This is a genomic window from Jannaschia seosinensis (assembly GCF_001408515.1).
In the GTDB taxonomy this organism is placed as follows: domain Bacteria; phylum Pseudomonadota; class Alphaproteobacteria; order Rhodobacterales; family Rhodobacteraceae; genus Jannaschia; species Jannaschia seosinensis.
In genome coordinates this window covers 1-17951 of sequence record NZ_CYPR01000140.1, presented here as the reverse complement: position 1 = coordinate 17951, position 17951 = coordinate 1, and the positions used below count along the sequence as shown (strand labels likewise).

18 protein-coding genes and 2 pseudogenes are annotated in these 17951 nt (G+C 66.7%); 4 read left to right on the top strand and 16 right to left on the bottom strand.

All coding sequences use genetic code 11. The features are described from left to right. Positions 1 to 170 precede the first annotated feature (170 nt). Positions 171 to 521 (bottom strand): annotated as a pseudogene (locus JSE7799_RS10590) (transposase domain-containing protein); the annotation flags it as partial. 102 nt (positions 522 to 623) lie between these two features. On the opposite strand from JSE7799_RS10590, the gene JSE7799_RS10585 reads away from it, so the two are divergent. Both JSE7799_RS10585 and JSE7799_RS10580 read left to right on the top strand, forming a co-directional pair. After that, positions 624 to 1838: an IS256 family transposase gene (locus tag JSE7799_RS10585; protein ID WP_442354841.1), complete on the top strand. Its 1215-nt coding sequence runs from the start codon at positions 624 to 626 to the stop codon at positions 1836 to 1838. Positions 1839 to 1880: 42 nt separating this feature from the next. Continuing rightward, a pseudogene (locus JSE7799_RS10580) lies at positions 1881 to 2594 on the top strand (M20/M25/M40 family metallo-hydrolase); the annotation flags it as partial. Here JSE7799_RS10580 and purD read toward each other — a convergent pair. Then, positions 2591 to 3856, bottom strand: coding sequence for a phosphoribosylamine--glycine ligase (gene purD / locus JSE7799_RS10575; RefSeq protein ID WP_055663576.1), 1266 nt, complete (start codon positions 3854 to 3856; stop codon positions 2591 to 2593). The pseudogene JSE7799_RS10580 and the gene purD sit on opposite strands and share 4 nt — an antisense overlap. 116 nt (positions 3857 to 3972) lie before the next feature. On the opposite strand from purD, the gene JSE7799_RS21320 reads away from it, so the two are divergent. Further along, a complete protein-coding gene (locus tag JSE7799_RS21320) occupies positions 3973 to 4170 on the top strand; it encodes a hypothetical protein (RefSeq protein WP_055663575.1) in 198 nt (65 codons plus the stop codon). A 41-nt stretch (positions 4171 to 4211) separates the two neighbouring features. Beyond that, positions 4212 to 5765 (top strand): exodeoxyribonuclease VII large subunit, encoded by a 1554-nt coding sequence (gene xseA / locus JSE7799_RS10565; RefSeq protein WP_055663574.1) that lies wholly within the window; start codon positions 4212 to 4214, stop codon positions 5763 to 5765. 37 nt (positions 5766 to 5802) lie between these two features. On the opposite strand, the gene JSE7799_RS10560 is transcribed toward xseA, so the two are convergent. The 14 genes from JSE7799_RS10560 to JSE7799_RS10495 all read right to left on the bottom strand — a co-directional run. Continuing rightward, complete coding sequence (locus tag JSE7799_RS10560; RefSeq protein WP_055663573.1) at positions 5803 to 6420, bottom strand: TetR/AcrR family transcriptional regulator; 618 nt, start codon at positions 6418 to 6420, stop codon at positions 5803 to 5805. After that, the gene (ppk2, locus tag JSE7799_RS10555; RefSeq protein ID WP_055663572.1) at positions 6413 to 7285 is read right to left on the bottom strand and encodes a polyphosphate kinase 2; all 873 of its coding nucleotides are present in this window, start codon (positions 7283 to 7285) and stop codon (positions 6413 to 6415) included. The genes JSE7799_RS10560 and ppk2 overlap by 8 nt, the downstream gene beginning before the upstream one ends. A gap of 64 nt (positions 7286 to 7349) precedes the next feature. Next, positions 7350 to 8276, bottom strand: a complete 927-nt coding sequence (locus JSE7799_RS10550) for an alpha/beta fold hydrolase (RefSeq protein ID WP_055663571.1) — start codon at positions 8274 to 8276, stop codon at positions 7350 to 7352. Positions 8277 to 8313: 37 nt separating this feature from the next. Next, positions 8314 to 9231 (bottom strand): homoserine O-succinyltransferase, encoded by a 918-nt coding sequence (locus JSE7799_RS10545; protein WP_055663570.1) that lies wholly within the window; start codon positions 9229 to 9231, stop codon positions 8314 to 8316. 32 nt (positions 9232 to 9263) lie between these two features. After that, complete coding sequence (locus tag JSE7799_RS10540; RefSeq protein WP_055663569.1) at positions 9264 to 10136, bottom strand: hypothetical protein; 873 nt, start codon at positions 10134 to 10136, stop codon at positions 9264 to 9266. Continuing rightward, a complete protein-coding gene (locus JSE7799_RS10535) occupies positions 10133 to 11050 on the bottom strand; it encodes a DMT family transporter (RefSeq protein WP_055663568.1) in 918 nt (305 codons plus the stop codon). Before JSE7799_RS10535 ends, JSE7799_RS10540 begins: the two co-directional genes overlap by 4 nt. A gap of 374 nt (positions 11051 to 11424) precedes the next feature. After that, complete coding sequence (locus JSE7799_RS10530; protein ID WP_186201905.1) at positions 11425 to 12672, bottom strand: OmpP1/FadL family transporter; 1248 nt, start codon at positions 12670 to 12672, stop codon at positions 11425 to 11427. 182 nt (positions 12673 to 12854) lie between these two features. After that, positions 12855 to 13733 (bottom strand): DMT family transporter, encoded by an 879-nt coding sequence (locus tag JSE7799_RS10525; protein WP_245624863.1) that lies wholly within the window; start codon positions 13731 to 13733, stop codon positions 12855 to 12857. A gap of 16 nt (positions 13734 to 13749) precedes the next feature. Then, positions 13750 to 14190, bottom strand: a complete 441-nt coding sequence (gene ccmE, locus JSE7799_RS10520) for a cytochrome c maturation protein CcmE (RefSeq protein WP_055663566.1) — start codon at positions 14188 to 14190, stop codon at positions 13750 to 13752. Positions 14191 to 14199: 9 nt separating this feature from the next. Beyond that, positions 14200 to 15009 (bottom strand): glutamate racemase, encoded by an 810-nt coding sequence (locus JSE7799_RS10515; protein ID WP_055663565.1) that lies wholly within the window; start codon positions 15007 to 15009, stop codon positions 14200 to 14202. A 117-nt stretch (positions 15010 to 15126) separates the two neighbouring features. After that, on the bottom strand, positions 15127 to 15363 hold the full coding sequence (locus JSE7799_RS10510; protein ID WP_055663564.1) for an acyl carrier protein: 237 nt from the start codon (positions 15361 to 15363) through the stop codon (positions 15127 to 15129). 191 nt (positions 15364 to 15554) lie between these two features. Continuing rightward, entirely contained in the window at positions 15555 to 16292 is a 738-nt protein-coding gene (gene fabG / locus JSE7799_RS10505; RefSeq protein ID WP_055663563.1) for a 3-oxoacyl-[acyl-carrier-protein] reductase, read from the bottom strand. 13 nt (positions 16293 to 16305) lie between these two features. Beyond that, positions 16306 to 17244 (bottom strand): ACP S-malonyltransferase, encoded by a 939-nt coding sequence (gene fabD, locus JSE7799_RS10500; protein WP_055663562.1) that lies wholly within the window; start codon positions 17242 to 17244, stop codon positions 16306 to 16308. A gap of 277 nt (positions 17245 to 17521) precedes the next feature. Then, on the bottom strand, positions 17522 to 17951 hold a 430-nt coding region (locus JSE7799_RS10495; RefSeq protein WP_144431656.1), incomplete at its 5' end, for a transposase.

Below are 17951 nucleotides of genomic sequence, written 5' to 3'. Positions count from 1 at the left end.
TACTCTGAAAATTGGCGTTTAAGCCCTCACTCCCGATCCGGAAGAACGGGCGCTCTCGGGGGTAAACTTGCTCGGTAGCGAAGGCTTGGAACAAGACGTTGCGCACTGCAAAATAATACGACCGGGCTTTCTAAAAGTACCGTAAGCGGGAGCTGGGCCCCACATTGGTTTCAGCTTGACGGATTGAAGTTCCAGGGGAGGAGTTCGTCGATCCGGCTCTTGGGGTGCCCGTCCGCGATCGCCTCCAAGGTGGCCTTTAGATAGGCGAAGGGTTCGACGCCGTTGATCTTCGCGGTCTCGATGAGAGACGCGATGCGCCCCCAAGCCTTCCCACCTTCGTCGTGCCCGGCGAAGAGCGCGTTTTTCCTGTTCAGAGCGATCGGGCGGATGAGGTTTTCGACGCCGTTGGAGTCGATCTCGACGCGCCCATCCCGAAGGAAGGTCTGCAGTCCATCCCAGTGGTAGTGGATGTAGGCGAGCTTCTCGCCGAGACGCGATTTGGCGGAGACACGCAGGCGCTGCTCTTGGGGTACTGTACCCTCAGGTCTGGAAATTCGCTTGAGACGCGGGGCGTGAGCTCGTGCTGGGGCGCCTCCAGCACNAGCTGCCCATTCTGGTATTCCATGGNNTTGCAACACAACCATGGAGAAGAACGAATGNACAGGCGGAAGGATACGGCGCTTGAGGCGGTCTTGGAACAGTTGATCGAGCACGGGCCCGGCGAGATCGCATCGGTGTTCGCGCGGGCTTTCGAGCTGGCGATGCAGATCGAACGGGAGCGGTTTCTCGGCGCGAGCCATTATGAGCGCACGCCCGAGCGTCACGGCTATGCCAACGGCTACAAACCCAAGCGGATCGACACGCCTGCGGGCACGGTGAGCGTGCAGGTGCCCAAGACTGCCGGGCATGGGGAAGAGCCGTTCTATCCGCAATCCCTCGAGCGCGGGCGGCGGTCGGTTCGGTCCGTCATGCTGGCGGTGGCCGAGATGTACGTCAAAGGCGTCTCCACGCGTGACGCCGAGGCTGTCATGCGCGAGTTCGGGATCGAGAGCCTGTCGTCCTCGCAGGTCAGCCGGGCTGCCAAGCTGCTCGACGACGAACTGGAGGCATGGCGCAACCGCCCTCTGGGCCAGGTAAAATACCTCATCCTCGATGCCCGGTACGAGAAGATGCGCCACGGCGGGGTGGTGCGCGATGCTGCCGTGCTCTCGGCAATCGGCATCGGCCCGGACGAGCGGCGGCGTGTTCTGGGCGTTTCCGTGGCCCTGTCCGAGGCCGAGGTCCACTGGCGGGGCTTCTTGGAGAGCCTGGTCGCCCGCGGCCTGCGCGGCGTCGAGTTCATCGTTTCGGATGACCACTCAGGGCTGCGTGCTGCCCAGCGGGCTGTTCTTGGCGGCGCCACGTGGCAGCGCTGCCAGTTCCATCTCGCGCGCAACGCCATTCATCACGCTCCGAACGTCGAGAGCCGCAAGCGCATCGGAGCCGAGCTGCGCACCGTGTGGAATGCCAGCACGCTCGCCAAGGCAGAAACGGCCTTGGCAGAGATCGTCGCCAGCTATCGCACCTCTGCGCCGAAGCTGGCCGCATGGCTGGAGGAAAACGCGCCCGAGGGGCTCGCGGTCTTCACGCTGCCCGAGCACCATCGCCGCCGGCTGCGCACTTCAAACCCGATGGAGCGATCCGTCCAGCAGGAGCTCAAGCGGCGCACCGTAAAGGTCAGGGTCTTTCCCAGCGACGACGCTCTGCTGCGACTGGTCAGCGCCGTCCTCGTAGAGATCGACGAGAAATGGGCCTCCGAGACCAAGGCCTACATCAAATGGGAATGCCAGGATGCATGACCCGCTCTCAGCAGAATTTCCAGACCGCAGGTTGCTCTATCTGGCGGTATCGCGATGAACCCCGCCCGCGTACTGACGCGGGTGCTTGGCGACCTGCACGACGAACAGGGCCGGGTGCAGGTGCCGGGCTTCTACGACGGCGTCCGCGAGCCGTCGCCCGAGCAGCGCGAGAGTTGGGAGCGTCTGGATTTCTCCGCCGAGGCGTTCCTCGGCGAGGTCGGGCTCAGCCATCCCGCCGGCGAGACGGATCGTTCCGGGCTGGAGCAGCTCTGGTCGCGGCCGACGGCCGAAATCAACGGCATCTGGTCGGGTTATACGGGCAAGGGGTTCAAGACGGTCCTGCCGTCCGAGGCGCATGCGAAGGTGTCGTTCCGCCTCGTCGGCGACCAGGATCCGATCCGCATCCGGGACTCGTTCCGCGACTGGGTGACTGCGCAGATGCCGCCCGATTGCGATGTTGCGTTCCAGAGCCACGGCGCCGGCCCGGCCTCGACCATGTCCACCGACGGCCCGCTGTTCCAGGCGGCGCAGGCGGCGTTGACGGAGGAGTGGGACACGGAGGCCGCGTTCATCGGCGGCGGCGGTTCGATCCCGATCGCGGGCTATTTCCAGACGGTGCTCGGGATGGAATCAGTCCTCGCCGGGTTTGCCCGCCAGGACGACCAGATCCATTCGCCCAACGAGAAGTACGACGTCGAAAGCTTCCGCAAGGGCATCCGGTCCTGGGCGCGCATCCTCGGGCGAATCGGCGCCTAATCCCGCCCCAGCACTCGCCACCCGATATCCCGACGGCAAAAGCCGTCGGGCCACTCGACCGCCTCCACCATCGCATAGGCACGGTCGCGCGCCGTGCGGAGGTCATCCGCACGCGCCGTCAGGCCAAGAACCCTGCCACCGGCCGCGACGACCTGCCCCTCGCGCATCGCCGTGCCCGCGTGAAAGCAGATGCCGAAGCCGTCGCGGGGCAGGGCATCGAGGCCGCCGATCACGCCGCCCTTGGCATACGCGCCGGGATAGCCGTCGGCCGCCATCACGACGCAGATCGCATGATCGTCGGCCCAGTGCACGCGCGCCTCGGCCAGCCGCCCCTCGACACAGGCCATGATCAGGTCGAGCACCTGACCCCCCAGCCGCATCATCAGGCACTGGCATTCCGGATCGCCGAACCTGACGTTGTATTCCACCAGCGACGGCGCGCCGTCGTCGATCATCAGCCCGACGAACAGGACGCCGCGCATCGGGGTGCCGCGCCGGACCATCTCGGCCATCGTCGGGCGCACGATCTCGTCGAGCGCGCGTTGCTCGACCTCGGCGGTCATGACAGGCGCGGGGGAGTAGGCGCCCATCCCGCCGGTGTTGGAGCCGGTATCGCCTTCGCCCACGCGCTTGTGGTCCTGCGCGGTCCCGAGCGGCAGAACATCCGTCCCGTCGACGAGGCAGAAAAAACTCGCTTCCTCACCGCGTAGAAACGCTTCGATCACCACCTCGGCCCGGCCATGGAGGCCGTCGAACACCTCCGACAGGGCCGCCTCGGCCGCCTCGCGCGTCTCGGCAACCGTCACGCCCTTCCCGGCGGCCAGGCCGTCGGCTTTGATGACGATCGGCAGGGGCTGATCGGCCAGGTAAGCGCGCGCGGCGTCAAGTTCGTCGAACCTGCCATAGGCGGCGGTCGGCGCGTCCACCGCCGCACAGATCTCCTTGGTGAAGCCCTTCGACGCCTCGAGCCGTGCGGCCGCCTGCGACGGGCCGAATGCGGCGATGCCCGCTTCGGTCAGGCGGTCCGAGACGCCCGCGGCCAGCGGCGCCTCCGGGCCAACGATCACCAGATCGACATTCTCCGTGTCGGCAAATTCCACCACCGCACCGCCGTCGAGTATGTCGAGCGCAGCACATTCCGCGATTTCGGCGATTCCCGCATTGCCGGGCGCGACGATCAGCCTGTCGCATTTCGGGTTCTGCAGCACCGCCCAGGCAAGCGCATGCTCCCGTCCGCCGCCGCCGAGTATCAGGATGTTCATGGCCGCCCCCGCAGTTTCGCCGCGACCGGCGGTCTAGACAGGGGCGCGTGCCCGGACAAGGGCGGGCACCATGTCGCGGCGTGGAACCCGGCGGATGAGCTCTCCGTTCGCTGAACATGAAATACTACATCAAGACCGAAGCGAACGAGCGGGGCGATCACGTCGTCCACCGCGAGGATTGCCAGTTCCTTCCCAGAGAGGACGGACGTAAGGCCCTCGGGGATGCCGCGTCCTGCGAAACCGCACTCCGGCGGGCGAAGGATGAGTATCCCGAGCCGAAGCCTTGCCACACCTGCTGTTCGGAATGCGCCTGACGCGTCTGGTGAGTCGCCCGCCTCGCCGCTAGACGGGTCGCATGGACGATCTGATCGACGACGACAGCACCCGCGGACGCAATGACGGCGAATATACGGTGTCGGAGATTTCCGGCGCCGTGAAACGCACGCTCGAGGGAGAGTTTGGCCGCATCCGTGTACGCGGAGAGGTCGGCCGCATGTTCCGCGCGCGGTCCGGGCATCTCTACTACGACATCAAGGACGACCGGAACGTGCTGGCCTGCACGACTTGGAAAGGCCAACTCGCACAGCTTTCCGTCCAGCCCGAGGAAGGGATGGAGGTCATCGTCACCGGGCGGCTCTCGGCCTTCGGCGCGCAGTCGAAATACAACCTGAACGTCGAGCAGGTGGAGATCGCCGGTGCCGGCGCCCTCATGGCGATGCTGGAGAAGCGCCGCACCGCATTGGCCGCCGAAGGCCTGTTCGCGGCGGAACGCAAACGGCCGCTGCCGTTTCTGCCCGAGGTGATCGGCGTTGTCACCTCGCCGCAGGGCGCGGTGATCCGGGACATCCTCCACCGCCTGCGGGACCGATTTCCGCGTCGCGTCCTGATCTGGCCGGTGGCCGTTCAGGGCAAGGCGAGCGCGCCCGAAGTGGCAAACGCGATCCGCGGGTTCGATGCGCTGAAACCCGGCGGTGCCATGCCACGGCCCGACCTTCTGATCGTGGCGCGGGGCGGTGGCTCGATCGAGGATCTCTGGGGGTTCAACGAGGAAGTCGTCGTGCGGGCGGCTGCCGACTGCACGATCCCGCTGATCTCTGCGGTCGGGCACGAGACGGATACGACGCTGATCGACCATGCCGCCGACCGCCGCGCACCGACGCCCAGTGCGGCGGCGGAAATGGCGGTTCCTGTGCGGCTCGATCTGCTTGCCGCCGTGGATGCACTCGGTGTCCGGGCCGCGCGCGCCGCCCGTGCCGCCGTGCAGGGGCGGCGGCAGCGGGCGACCGACCTCGTGCGTGCTCTGCCGCGTCCGGAAGCGCTACTCGCCGCACCGCGCCAGCGTCTGGATCTGGCCGCAGACCGTCTTCCCGCGGCCCTTCGCAACCGCACCGCGCGGGAGCGGGTCGCCCTGTCGCGGCTGGAGGGACGAATCACGCCGGGCGCGCTGGCCTCCGGGCTGGCGGAGCGGCGGCGCCGGCTTCAGGCGCTTTCCGCCCGGCTCGACGCACGCCTGCCGCAGCGTATCGCCACGAGCCGGCGCGATCTCGACCGCGCCGTTGCGCGCCTGACGCCCGCCCCGCTTGCCCGCCGCGCAGCCCGCGACCGTGAGCGTCTGGACGCCACGCTGGCCCGCCTCCTGTCGGTCGCGCGCAACCGGCAGGCGCGGGCTGCCGACCGCCTCGCGGCCCTCGACCGGCTGCGCCAGACGCTCGGCCACCAGGAGACGCTGGCGCGGGGCTTTGCCATCGTCTGGGAGGATGGCCGGGTCGTGACGTCGGCCAAGACCGCGCGCAAGGCGGCGGCGCTTGAAATCGAGTTTGCCGATGGCCGTGTGCAGACCGGCGGCAAGTCGGCGCCAAAGCGCAAGCCGAAGCCGGATGATGAGCCGGATCAGGGCAGTCTTCTCTAAAGCGTGCGCGCCGTTCCTTCCGGCAACGCAAGCCGCCTCACCTGTCCTGTTCGATCAGTCCCAGACCGCGAAGGTAGATCCCGATCCCTGCCTCCAGCAGGTCTTCTGGCGTATACGGCACATTGCCGCCCGGATTGCCCCGCGCGAACAGCTCCACAACGCCATGCGACATGGCCCAGATATGCGATGAGAACATCGAGGCGGGCGGGCGCCGATCCGCGGGGATATGTTCCGACAGCGCCTCCGCCGCTTTCTCCAGGACACCGCGCGACCGGGCGACGGCGCGGCCGAGTTCGGGCGTCGCGTGACGCGACAGGCCGCTTTCGAACATGGCCATGTAATGCCCCGGATACTTCCGCGCGAAGGCGAGATAGGCCCGCCCGGTCGCCTCGAATGCCGCCAGCGCAGAGGGAAGGCCGCTTTCGTAGGCGTATTCCATCAGATCGCCGAAGATCGCGTGCCCCTGCAGCGCGCATTCGATGATGAGGTCCTCGCGCCCCTCGAAATGACGATATACCGCGGCCGGGGTCACGCCGGCCGATTTCGCCGCCTCCGACAGGGTGAAGCCGGTCGGCCCCTTCTGCTCGATCAGCTCGAGCGCCGCATCGATCAGCGCCTGCCGCAGATTGCCGTGGTGATAGCCACGTTTAGGCACCGTTCAGCCAAAGCTCCGGCCCGCCGGCGACCTTCGGGTCGATCTCGAGCACCGACTCGTCGCGCCCGTCATAGGGCACGCGCGACAGCACGGCGCGGATCGCATTCAGTCGCGCGCGCCGCTTGTCGTCGGACCGCACGATCGTCCACGGCGCGATCTCCGTGTGGGTTCGCGCGAAGGTCTCGGAGATGGCGTCGGTATAGGCGTCCCAGCGCGAAAGACCCTCGACGTCGACCTGCGACAACTTCCACTGTTTCAGCGGATCGTTCTCGCGCTTGAGAAACCGCCGAAGTTGTTCCGCCCGCCCGACATTCAGCCACAGCTTGACCAGGACGATACCGTCCTCGACCAGCATCTCCTCGAACCGGGGTGTTTGGGCGAAGAACGTCTCGCGCTGCGCGGGCGTGCAGAAGTCAAAGACGTGTTCGACCACCGCCCGATTGTACCAGGAGCGGTCGAAGAGCACGATTTCCCCCGACGTCGGAAGGTGCTGGACGTAGCGCTGGAAGTACCACTGCCCCGCCTCGCGGTCGCTGGGCTTGGCCAGGGCCGCGATGCGCGCCACGCGGGGGTTCAGGTTCTCACGGAAGCGCTTGATCGTGCCGCCCTTGCCGGCGGCGTCGCGGCCCTCGAACACGATGGCGAGGCGGGCGCCGCTTCTGTGGACCCAGGCCTGACACTTGACCAGCTCGATCTGGAGCGCGTCGAGCGCCGCACCGTATTCAGCCCGGTCCATCAGCTTGTCGTAGGGATAGCCGTCGGTGAGGATGTCCTTCTTGCTGCCTTCGGCAACGGCTTGGCGGACGTCCTCCGGGGCTTCCTTCTTGTAGAAGCGCGTGATCGCGTCATTGGAAGGCTTGGGCATGGGCGTCTCCTCGTCCGTTCCTCTTAGCGCGGGGCAGGGCGCCGGGGCCAGAGCGTGTCCCCCCTCAGGACGACGCGGCCGCCGCGCGGTCAATCGCCGCAACCACGGCGTCGGGATCGACGTGGTGCGGCATGTGGCCAACGCCCTCCAGGATCGTGAGGTTCGTCGCGGGGACAAGGCGCCGGAACGGGTGTGCATGGGGCTGCGCCGGCACGATCGTGTCGGCATCGCCATGAAGCCACTCGATGGGCAGGCGCAGGCGGGAATAGCGTGCCTCCATCGCGATGACATGCGGTTTCAGTCCGGAAACCTGCCGGGCATTGGCGCGCAGCGTGCAGCGGCGCAGTGTGAGTTGCCCGCCAACATGTTCGAAATACCCTTCGGGCACGGGATCGGGGGCAAAGATGCGCCGGGTGATCTCCCGCAACCGACGCTCCGACACGGTCGCGGTGAGTGCGGGAACGACCAGTGCGCCCCCCAGTGCCGATGCGGTCAGCGCATAGACCGGCCCGAGCCCGCCGGGCCAGCGCATGGCCGGAGGCGCCAGCAGGGTCAGCGCGCGAACCGGGTGGTCGAGCGCCCAAGCCAGCGCCACGGTGCCGCCGAAGCTGTGCCCGAGGACCAGGGGCGGGCCGTCCTCCGCCACCCGCGCATAGGCCGCGGCCAGAAGCGCGGCCTGCTCGGCGGGCGTTTCGGCGGAGGAGCCGAAGGCCGCGTCATGCGCCGGATCCGTCCGTCCGGTATAGCCGAGCCCCGGCCGGTCGAACGCGATGCACCTGTATCGGTGCTCCAGCCGCGGGATCAGGTCGAAGGTGAATTCCCGACTGTTCCCCGATGCGCCGTGCAGCAGGATCAGATCCGGCCCCGTTCCACGGATGACGGCATGGACCGGCACCGTCCGGCCCGCGAAGGGCACACCGATCATCCGGCCCTGCGGCGGAAACGCCGCCTCGAACGCCGCTTCCCGCGCCGCGGCGCGGCGGCGGATCATTCCGTACGACCCCAGCGCCCCGGCGGCGCCCAAGGCGTCAGACCTGGCCGATCTGCGCGAGGTCATAGGGCGTTGTCTGGTAAATCTGGTTGATCCAGTTGCCGTAAAGCAGGTGCGCGTGGCTGCGCCAGCGGTTGAGCGGCGGCTGCGTCGGGTCGTCGCACGGATAATAGTTCCCCGGCACCTCGACCGGCGTGCCCGACAGGACGTCCCGCTCGTATTCCCGGTGCAGCGTATCGCTGTCGTATTCGAAATGGTTGAAGATATGCAGGGCGCGATGCGCGGTATCCTCGATCAGGCACGGACCGGTTTCGGAGGAGCCGAGCAGCACGTTCATTCCCGCCGCTTCCACCTCGTCGCGCCGCAACTCCGTCCAGCGGGAGACGGGGACGATGCAATCGTCCGAAAATCCGCGCAGATAGGGCGAGGCCGGCGCCTCGTTGTTCACGCGAAAGCAGCCGAACGCCTTCTTCTCCAGAACGTGCTTCCGCACCCCGTGGAAATGCCACGCCATCGCCATCCCGCCCCAGCAGACGCCGAAGGTGGAATGCACGTTGGTCTGGGTCCAGTCCATCACCTCGCGGAGTTCGTCCCAGTAGGTGACATCCTCGAAGGGCAGATGCTCGATCGGAGAGCCGGTGATCAGGAGGCCGTCGAACCGCTGGTCCTTCACGTCCTGGAAGGAGTGGTAGAACGCCTCCATATGCTCGGGCGCGGTATGGCGCGACTGATGCTCGGTCATGCGGATCAGCGTCAGGTTGATCTGAAGCGGGGTCGCGCCGATCAGGCGGGTGAACTGCGTCTCCGTGGTGATCTTCAGCGGCATGAGGTTCAAAAGCCCGATGCGCAGAGGGCGAATATCCTGCCGCGTCGCGGCGTCCTCGGACATGACCATGACGCCCTCGTTGTCGAGGACGTCGTAGGCGGGCAGGTCGCGGGGCAGGGTGATGGGCATGGCTGCGGCAGTCTCTCTCGGGTCGGGAAGAGCTAGGCGTTCGTGGCGTGCCTGCCAATGGCGGCGGCGACCATCGCGATCACGTCGGCGGCATCGCGGCAGGAGGCGACCTCCTCGGCCGTGACGCTGACCCCCCAGTTGCGGGCCATGGCGGCATAGCGCGGGTGCCGCTCGGCGATCGCGGCGGCATAGGCCTTTCGGGCGAAGGCGTTCGGGTCCACCGCCTCCGGGGCGGTGCCGGTGACGTCGAGATATTCGCGCCATTGCGAGGTCAGGAAGTCGGGTCGGTAGCACATCGGCTTCGGCGCCTTCGAGAACCGGTCAATGAGCGTCTGCGCATGCTCGGCGCTCCCCTCGATCCAGACCATCAGCGTGTGATCGGCCAGCGCGCGCAAGGCCGGATCCGCAGGGTCCTCCGGGTCCACAACCTCGCAGATCGAGCCGCCCGTGTCGCAGACGAAGCGATCGTAGCCATAGATGTCGCGCGCGCGCTCGATGAAATGCGGTGTGTCGAGCAGGGCGTTGATCTCGGCGCGCACGTGCAATTCCTGCCGGCGCACATATTCCTCCATCGGCAGGCCGCCCTGTGACGGGTCGCCCGGCTGGCCCAGGTAGGTGGAGAGCGGGTCGAGATTGGCGAAGGTGATGTTAGAGCCGATATAGATGCTGTCGGAACGCAGAAGCTTGGCCAGGAACGGGACGCGCATCGCCTCGAGCTTGAGGTTGTCGTTGATGTGCTCGCCCATATAGGCGGTGCCGATGCGGTAATCGATCGAGTAGTGGAACCACTGCCCCGAGTCGCGCAGGATGCGCGCGAGATGCGTCTTGCCCAGCCCCGACATCCCGAAGAACGTCACACGGGGATCGCGGGCGCCGGTCCAGTCTTCGGGCGTGTCGTAGATCATGGCGCGGGCGTAGCCCCGCGGCCGGCGCGGCGCAACAGCCGCCCGTCGAGGATCAGCAGGCCGAGCGCGAGGATCGCGAAGCCGAGATAGACGCCGGACGAAAGGGTCTCGCCGCGGAACGTCGCGCCCAGTACGATGGCCGTCGGCGCGACCAGCAAGGTGCAGAGCATCGTGTTCCCGCTGCCCGCCATGGCCAAGACGCGGAAGTAGAGCAGATAGGCCCCGGCCGTGGCAATCAGCGCGTAATACCCAATGGCGAGCCACGTATCCGTCTGGGACGGCCAGACCGGCCCGTCGATCAATAGGGCGGCCGGGATCATCATGAGGCTCGACCCGGTCAGCATTCCCGCCGCCGAGACTGCGGGCGGCAGGCCGGGCAGGAACACGCGCGCCCAGACACCGGCCAGCGCGTAGCCCATCGTGCCGGCGACGACAGCGAGTTGCGCGGCGGAACGCAGGTCGAACGCGGCGAGGTTCTCGAGCCCGATCGCTGTCGCCACGCCGAGGAAGCCGAGGCTCACGCCCATGGCACGGCGCGTCGTCAGCCGCTCATCCGAGAGAAAGATCGCGGCAGCCAACACGCCGAACACGGCCGTGCCCGCATTGAGGATCGAGGTCAGGCCGCTTTCGATGTGAAGCTGTCCCCAAGCCATGAGCGAGAAGGGGATCACGTTGTTGAGGCCGCCCATCACCAGAAGCGCGGCCCATATGCGCGGCTGCCGCGGCACGGGAAGACCGCGCGCCAGCACCAGCGCCCAGAGCGCCGCCGCGGCCAATCCCACGCGGAAGGCGACCGAGGTGACGAACGGGATCTCGTCCAGCGCCACCCGGACGGCGAGAAAGGAGCCGCCCCAGATCAGGGATAGGAGGGCAAGCTCGGCCCAGGCGCGGTTCGGCATGTTGCGTGTACTCATGTGAGCGGATTAGCGCGGCGGGGGCCTCCCGCGCTACCCGGATCCGGCTGGATCCGTGCCGGTCGCAAATTTTGAGCATTTCGCGGCGTCCTAGTTGGAGGCCTTCGGCAGATCGGGTCAGCTTGGGCTGCCCATGTTGTTCAAGGAGCGGCAGGGCGGTGATCTCGGGTCATCCCCGTCCGCTGATGGTTCTTTGAAAGATGCGATGCATCGGAGGGCAGCCCGCCCGCTTCAGCTTTCTAGGCTGGCGCGGCTAATGACCGACTATCGGTTCCGACTTTCTTCCACACCAGATCGCCGTCCGGATCCCGCGCCAAACCCGGACGCCCCGCCGGTGAGGGCGGAGCGTCACGGATGGATGTGCGGTGCGGGGTTCAGAAGCGGTAATCGACCTTGAAGCCGACGCCGATCGCGCTCGAGTCGGTGAGGGACGCGACCGGCTGCTCGGCGACACCGGCATTGGCCGAGCCCACCCAGTTGTAGCTGACGCCGCCGGAGACGTTCAGGTTATCGCGCGTGTAACGTCCCCCGAGCGTCAGGCCGATCAACCCGTCGGTGGGGCCGAGCGGCGATTGCGTCTCCGAGCCCAGATCCTCTTCGTAGGTCAGGGTTGCGAGGCCGACGAATGCATCGGTCAGGCGGCGCGCGACCCCGAGGCTCCAGCGGTAGCTGTCGTCGATCACGGCAAGATCGGAGCCGAGCGTGGTCGGGATCACATCGAAGTCATCCCAGTCGGTCCAGCGCACACCCGCGATCAGCAATGTCCGCTCGTTCAGGCCGGTCTGGAAATCGACATTGACCGATTGCGGGCTCGAGAAGGCGATCTCGGACGGGATCGGCGTGAGGCTGGCCAACCCGAACTGCTCGGTCGTCGCGTTGTCGTGGCTGATTTCGGAATGATACGTGACGGCGAGGCGCAGGGCGATCTCGGGGATCTCGTAGGCCGCGCCGAGGGTGAGGCCGACGCCCCAATCGTCATCCAGTTCGACCTCGTAGCCACCGGTCGCGAGAAAGATGCTGGATGCGTTTTGAAACTGCGCCCCAAGCGCGCCTACATTTGCCAGGCCGCCCAGAGCGGCGACCGCGTTCGGGTCACCCTGGAGGGCTGCGCCGAGGGTGCCGGCATCGACGCCCGCGACGCGCGCCACACCGCGCAGGGCTATGGCGCGGGCATAGGCCTGACCGTTCAGCGCGACCACGCCCGACGCCCGCTCGACCCGGGGGCCGCCGAAGACGCTGATCCGGTCGTCGAAATCGTATTTGCCGATGAAGGTGAAGGCGTCTGTCTCCAGATCGGCTTCGGTGCCACCGATGTTCGAGGTCAGCGGGTCATCGTCATAGAAGATGTTCGCGCCGAACGGCTGATCGTTGATGATGGCGTAGCTGAAGCGGTCGTTGATGCGGCCGGTATAGCTGAACTGATACTGCGCGAATCCGTCCGCGGCATCGTATCGGCCGGTGCCGTTGATGTCCTCCGCCTTGAGATCCGGCTCGACGTAGCTCAGCGAGAAGCTGACCGTGCCGGGGTCGTTGAAGATCGCCAGAACGCTTTGATAGGAGCGGTCGAGGCCACCGGCCGAAGCGGTTCCCGCGAGCGCGGTGGCACCGAATAGCGTGGCCATTGCGGCCCTTGTCACGGTTTTCATATCATCATCCCCCTGTGCGGCGCGGGCAGACCCCCCAGCCCATCGCGCCGGCATTTCCAGCAGGTGAGGCGCAATGCGGGAAGGCGGTCAAACCGGACCCTACGTCAACATTCTCGCGCAGCCGCCTTTGTCGGCGCCTATGGCATTCGCGCAACAAATTACGTTGAGGCGGGCAATGCGGCCGGGCGGGCGAGGCGCAGGTTCGCCCAAGCCGAGCCGAGGATGACGCCTCCGCCCAAGAGCACCAGCGGATCGAGTGCCTCTGCATAGAGCAGCGCGCCAACGATTGCGATGATCGGCAGGCGCGCGAAATCGATCGGCATGACCGTCGAGGCGGGCGCAAGGCGTAGCGCATTCGTGAGACAGAAATGCGCTGAAAGCCCCGCCAGCCCGATGGCGAAGGTCCAGGGCAGCAGGGTCGGACCGGGCCAGGCGATATCCCCGTCGAACCCTGCGCAGACCAACCCCATCAGGAGTTGCAGCGCAGTCAGCCAGAACATGATGCCCAGCACCGTCTCGTCTCGCGTGAGCCGCCGGGTGAAGAGGTTCGTGATCGCGAAGGCCACGGCCGCCAGACCCGCCCAGAGCAGGCCGGGCGAAGGCGTGGCCGCGAAGGGCTGCGCCACGAGCAGAACGCCGCCGAAGCCGATGATGGCCACGAGGATTTGCACCCGGCGCACATGTTCCCCAAGGATCAGCGGTGCCAGCAGCAGCACCCAGAGCGGCGACGTGAATTCCAGCGCGAAGACCTGCGCCAAGGGTGCCAGCGCAATGGCGAGGAACCACAGGTTCTGGCCCGTGAAATGCGTCGCATTGCGCAGCACCTGAAGCGGCAGGTTGCGGGTCGTGATCTCGTGCCGGCGGCCCGTCAGCAGAATCGCCGCGACGATCACCACGAACCCCGTGACGGAGCGGTAGAGCATGATCTCGAACGTATCGAGCGCCCCGGCCACTTCGCGCCCGCCGATCGCCATCGTGGTGAAGGACGCGATGGAGCCCCCCATCCAGAGGGCCGCCCGGAGCGTGTCGGGGTTCACCGCGCCAGCACGGAGATCAGGAGCCCGGCTGCCAACTGCCCTGTTCCTTCAGGGCGTCCACGACTTCCTTGGGCATGTAGGTCTCGTCGTGGCGCGCGAGGATCTCGGTCGCCTCGAACCTGTCGCCCACGTATCGGCCGGTGCCGACCATCCCTTCGCCCTCGCCGAAGAGATCGGGCAGGACGCCCTCGTAGACGACCGGGATGGAGGCGCCGCCATCGGTCACGCGAAACGTGATCGCCGTTCCCTGTCCGCGCACGAGGCTGCCCTGCTCCACAAGGCCGCCGATCCGGAATACCTCGCTGTCGGGCGGTGGGGTCATCGCCACCTCGGACGGGGAGCGGAAGAACTGGATCGAGTCGCGCATGCCGTAGCCGATCAGGCCGGTTGCGCCGGCCAGCGCGAAAGCCGCGATCGTGAGGATCTGGATCCGGCGTGTCTTCTTGAGCGAACGCATGTGCCCTCCTCAGGCGGCCTCGAACTGGAGCGGTCGGCGCAGAAACTGCGTCGCGCGGGCCGAAACCCTTGTTGGGTCGCCCGTGGTCAGCATGCGCGACACGCCGCCACCCGCGATGTCGGGTCTGCGTTCAAGATAATGGGCGAGGCTCTCGGCGACAATATCGGCCTGACTGAAGACGGTCACGTCGGGGCCGAGCGCGTCCTGAAACGAGTCCTGCACCAGCGGATAATGCGTGCAGCCCAGAATGGCCGCCTGCGGGCGCGGCATCTTTCGTTTCAACGCATCGACATGGGAGCGAACCAGCGCATCGGCCAGGATCATGTCTCCGTCCTCGATCGCATCGACGACGCCGCCGCAGGACTGCGCCTCGACATCGACGCCGATGGCGCGGAAAGCCAGTTCCCGCTGAAACGCGCGGGAGGCGACGGTGGCGGGCGTGGCGAAGAGCGCGACCTGGCTGACGGCGACCTCGCGCGGCGGGGAATTGTCGCCCCAGTTCCGCTCCGTCAGGGCCTCGATCAGCGGGACGAACACGCCGAGGACCCGTTTGCCTTGCGGCACGCCAGCTTCCTGCATCCGGCGCAGAGCAGCGGCGGACGCGGTGTTGCAGGCCAGCACGACAAGATCGCAGCCGCCCTCCCACATCGCCTCGACCGCCTGCTTGGTCAGCGTGTGGATGTCATCGGCGTCGCGTACGCCGTAGGGGGCGTTGGCGCTGTCGGCATAGTAGGTGATCGGAAGATCGGGCAGGCGTCGCCGTACCGCGGCCCAGACCGTGAGGCCGCCGAGGCCCGAATCGAAGATGCCAACGCTCATCTGTTGCGCCCCGCCTGGTTCGGGCGCGGGCTTAGGCGCATCGCGGACAAAAGACCAGCGCATGCAAAAAAGGCGCCCCGCAGGGCGCCTCAGATTACACTGTTCCGCGATGGCGGATCAGGAATTCGCCTTGATGAAGCTCACGGCGTCCCCGAAGGTCTGGATCGACTCGGCGGCGTCGTCGGGAATTTCGATCCCGAACTCTTCCTCGAAGGCCATCACGAGCTCGACCGTATCGAGGGAGTCGGCGCCGAGGTCGTCGATGAAGGAGGCGTTCTCGGTCACCTTCTCTTCTTCCACGCCCAGGTGCTCGACGACCTTCTTGCGGACGCGATCCTCGATGTTGTCGCTCATCTCTTTACCTCATCTCGTCGCCCCGGTGGGGCTGGTGACATGATCTTGAACCCCATGCCGGGCGGCGCGTCAATCGCGCGATTTCGGGGCGTTTCCCCGAGGATGTGTGCGCCGCCCTATACCACGAGGGCGGGTGGTGGCAAATGTTTTGTCCCGGCGTCCATTAGGCCGTGAGGCAACGCGCAAGCCTTTCAAAGCATTGCCATTCCGCCGTTGACGTGCAGGGTCGCGCCCGTGACGTAGGCGGCCTCCTCCGACGCGAGATAGACGACGGCGGCGGCAATTTCGTCGGCGCGGCCCATGCGGCCGGCCGGAATTTGCGCGTCGATCTTCGACTTCTGGTCGTCGTCGAGCTTGTCGGTCATCGCGGTGGCGATGAAGCCCGGAGCGACCGAATTCACGGTAATATTGCGGCTCGCCACCTCGTAGGCGAGCGACTTGGCCATGCCGATCAGGCCGGCCTTGGACGCCGCGTAATTGCCTTGACCCCCATTGCCCGTCGCGCCGACGATCGACGACACGTTCACGATCCGACCCCAGCGGGCCTTCATCATCCCGCGCAGCACGCCCTTGGACAGCCGAAACGCCGCGGTCAGGTTGACCTCGATCACTGACGCCCATTCGTCCTCGGACATGCGCATGAAAAGGTTGTCGCGCGTGATGCCCGCGTTGTTCACCAGAATGTCGACGCCACCCATCGCCTCCGCCGCCTGCTTGGGTAGGGCGTTGACGGCATCGGCATCGGAGAGATTGCAGGGTAGGACGTGAGCCCGCTCGCCCAGTTCGCCCGCCAGCGCCTTCAGAGGATCCTCGCGGGTGCCCGACAAACCGACCGTCGCACCCTGCGCACGAAGCGCACGGGCCACTTCGGCGCCGATGCCGCCGGATGCACCAGTTATCAGAGCACGCTTTCCTGTGAGATCAAACATCTACCAGACTTTCTTAAAGTGATTTCGCAGATTCGTCGACGTCGGTCGGGGTTCCGACCTGTCGTGTCGCGATCGTCTTGTCGATTCGCCGGACCATGCCCGAGAGTGCTTTTCCGGCCCCGATCTCCCAGATTTCGGTCACGCCCTCGGCGCCCATTCGCATCACGCTTTCGCGCCAGCGGACGGCTCCCGTGACCTGATCGACGAGCAGGGGGCGGATTTGGCTGGCGTCCTGCACCGGTGCTGCCGTGACATTGGCGATCAGCGGGACGACCGGGTCGGCGATTTTGACGGTGTCGAGTGCCTCAGCCATCGCGGCGGCGGCGGGCGCCATCAGCGCACAGTGGAACGGCGCGGATACGGGCAGGAGAAGCGCGCGCTTCGCGCCGCGCCCCTTGGCGATCTCGACAGCGCGTTCCACGGCAGCGCGGTGGCCCGAGACGACGACTTGCGCAGGATCGTTGTCGTTGGCCGCCTGACAGACATCGCCCTCGGCCGCTTCTTCGGCCACGGCGCGCGCGGTCTCCAGATCGAGGCCGAGCAAGGCGGCCATCGCGCCGTCGCCGACGGGGACAGCGTTCTGCATCGCCTCGCCGCGAATACGCAACAGACGGGCGGCGTCGGACAGGTCCAGCGATCCGGCGGCGACGAGCGCGCTGTATTCACCAAGCGAATGTCCGGCGACGAAGGCGGCGTGATCGGCCACGCGGACGCCCTCCGCTTCCAGCGCGCGCAGGGCGGCGATCGACGTCGCCATCAGCGCGGGCTGCGCGTTGCGGGTGAGAGTGAGCGTCTCGATATCGCCGTCCCAGATCGTGGCGGACAGGCTTTCGCCCAACGCCGCATCCACCTCGTCAAATACGGCGCGTGCGACGGGATAGGCCTCCGCGAGATCGCGGCCCATCCCGATGGTCTGGGCGCCCTGACCCGGAAAGACGAAGGCTCTGGTCATGTCTTGCTCCCCCAAAGACGTTCACGGCGGTCTATCGGTCGGCCACGATGTTGTGAACCCTGCACGGGGGCTGTGCGCGGATGGGGCGTTATCGGGTGGGGCGACTCTGTTAGCCCGGATAATTCATGAAGCCGTATTCTTCTGCTTAGGGGGCCGGTTACCTGGGTCTCGGGCTTGTCGCGCGCACCCGGTGTTTGCGTCCGGTTGGCAGGCCGGCCGGTGACTTGGGTCTTGGGTGGTGTGGATTGATGTTTCTGGGTTTGTCGGGGCGCTTGCGTCAGGCTGTTTTCGGTGGGGCGAGGGCGTCGAAGAGAAGGAGGAGAAGTCCCTTTCGGGGACACGATGCCGGCAGGGTCACGATGATCCGGGTCTTCTTTTCGACGATGGTGGCGGCCAGTTTGACGAGATGCAGCCGCAGCGTGTCGAACTGGGCGCGGCGCCATGGTGAACGTTTTGGGCAAGCCGCGCGGAGCTTCCACCAAATCCAGTAGGCGCAGCCGTGCAGCATCAGACGCATCTGATTGGCGTTGGCTTTCGAGCACGACGTCCGGTCTGCTGCGAGGTGGGCCTTCCACGCCTTGATGTGTTTCTCGGCTTGGCCGCGAGCGGAATAGAGCTTCTCGTAAAGATGCTTGCCGCGGCCGCCCTCGAGATTGGTGACGACGTAGCGGGTGTCCCGACCCATGGGGCCAACCTCAACGCGGGCG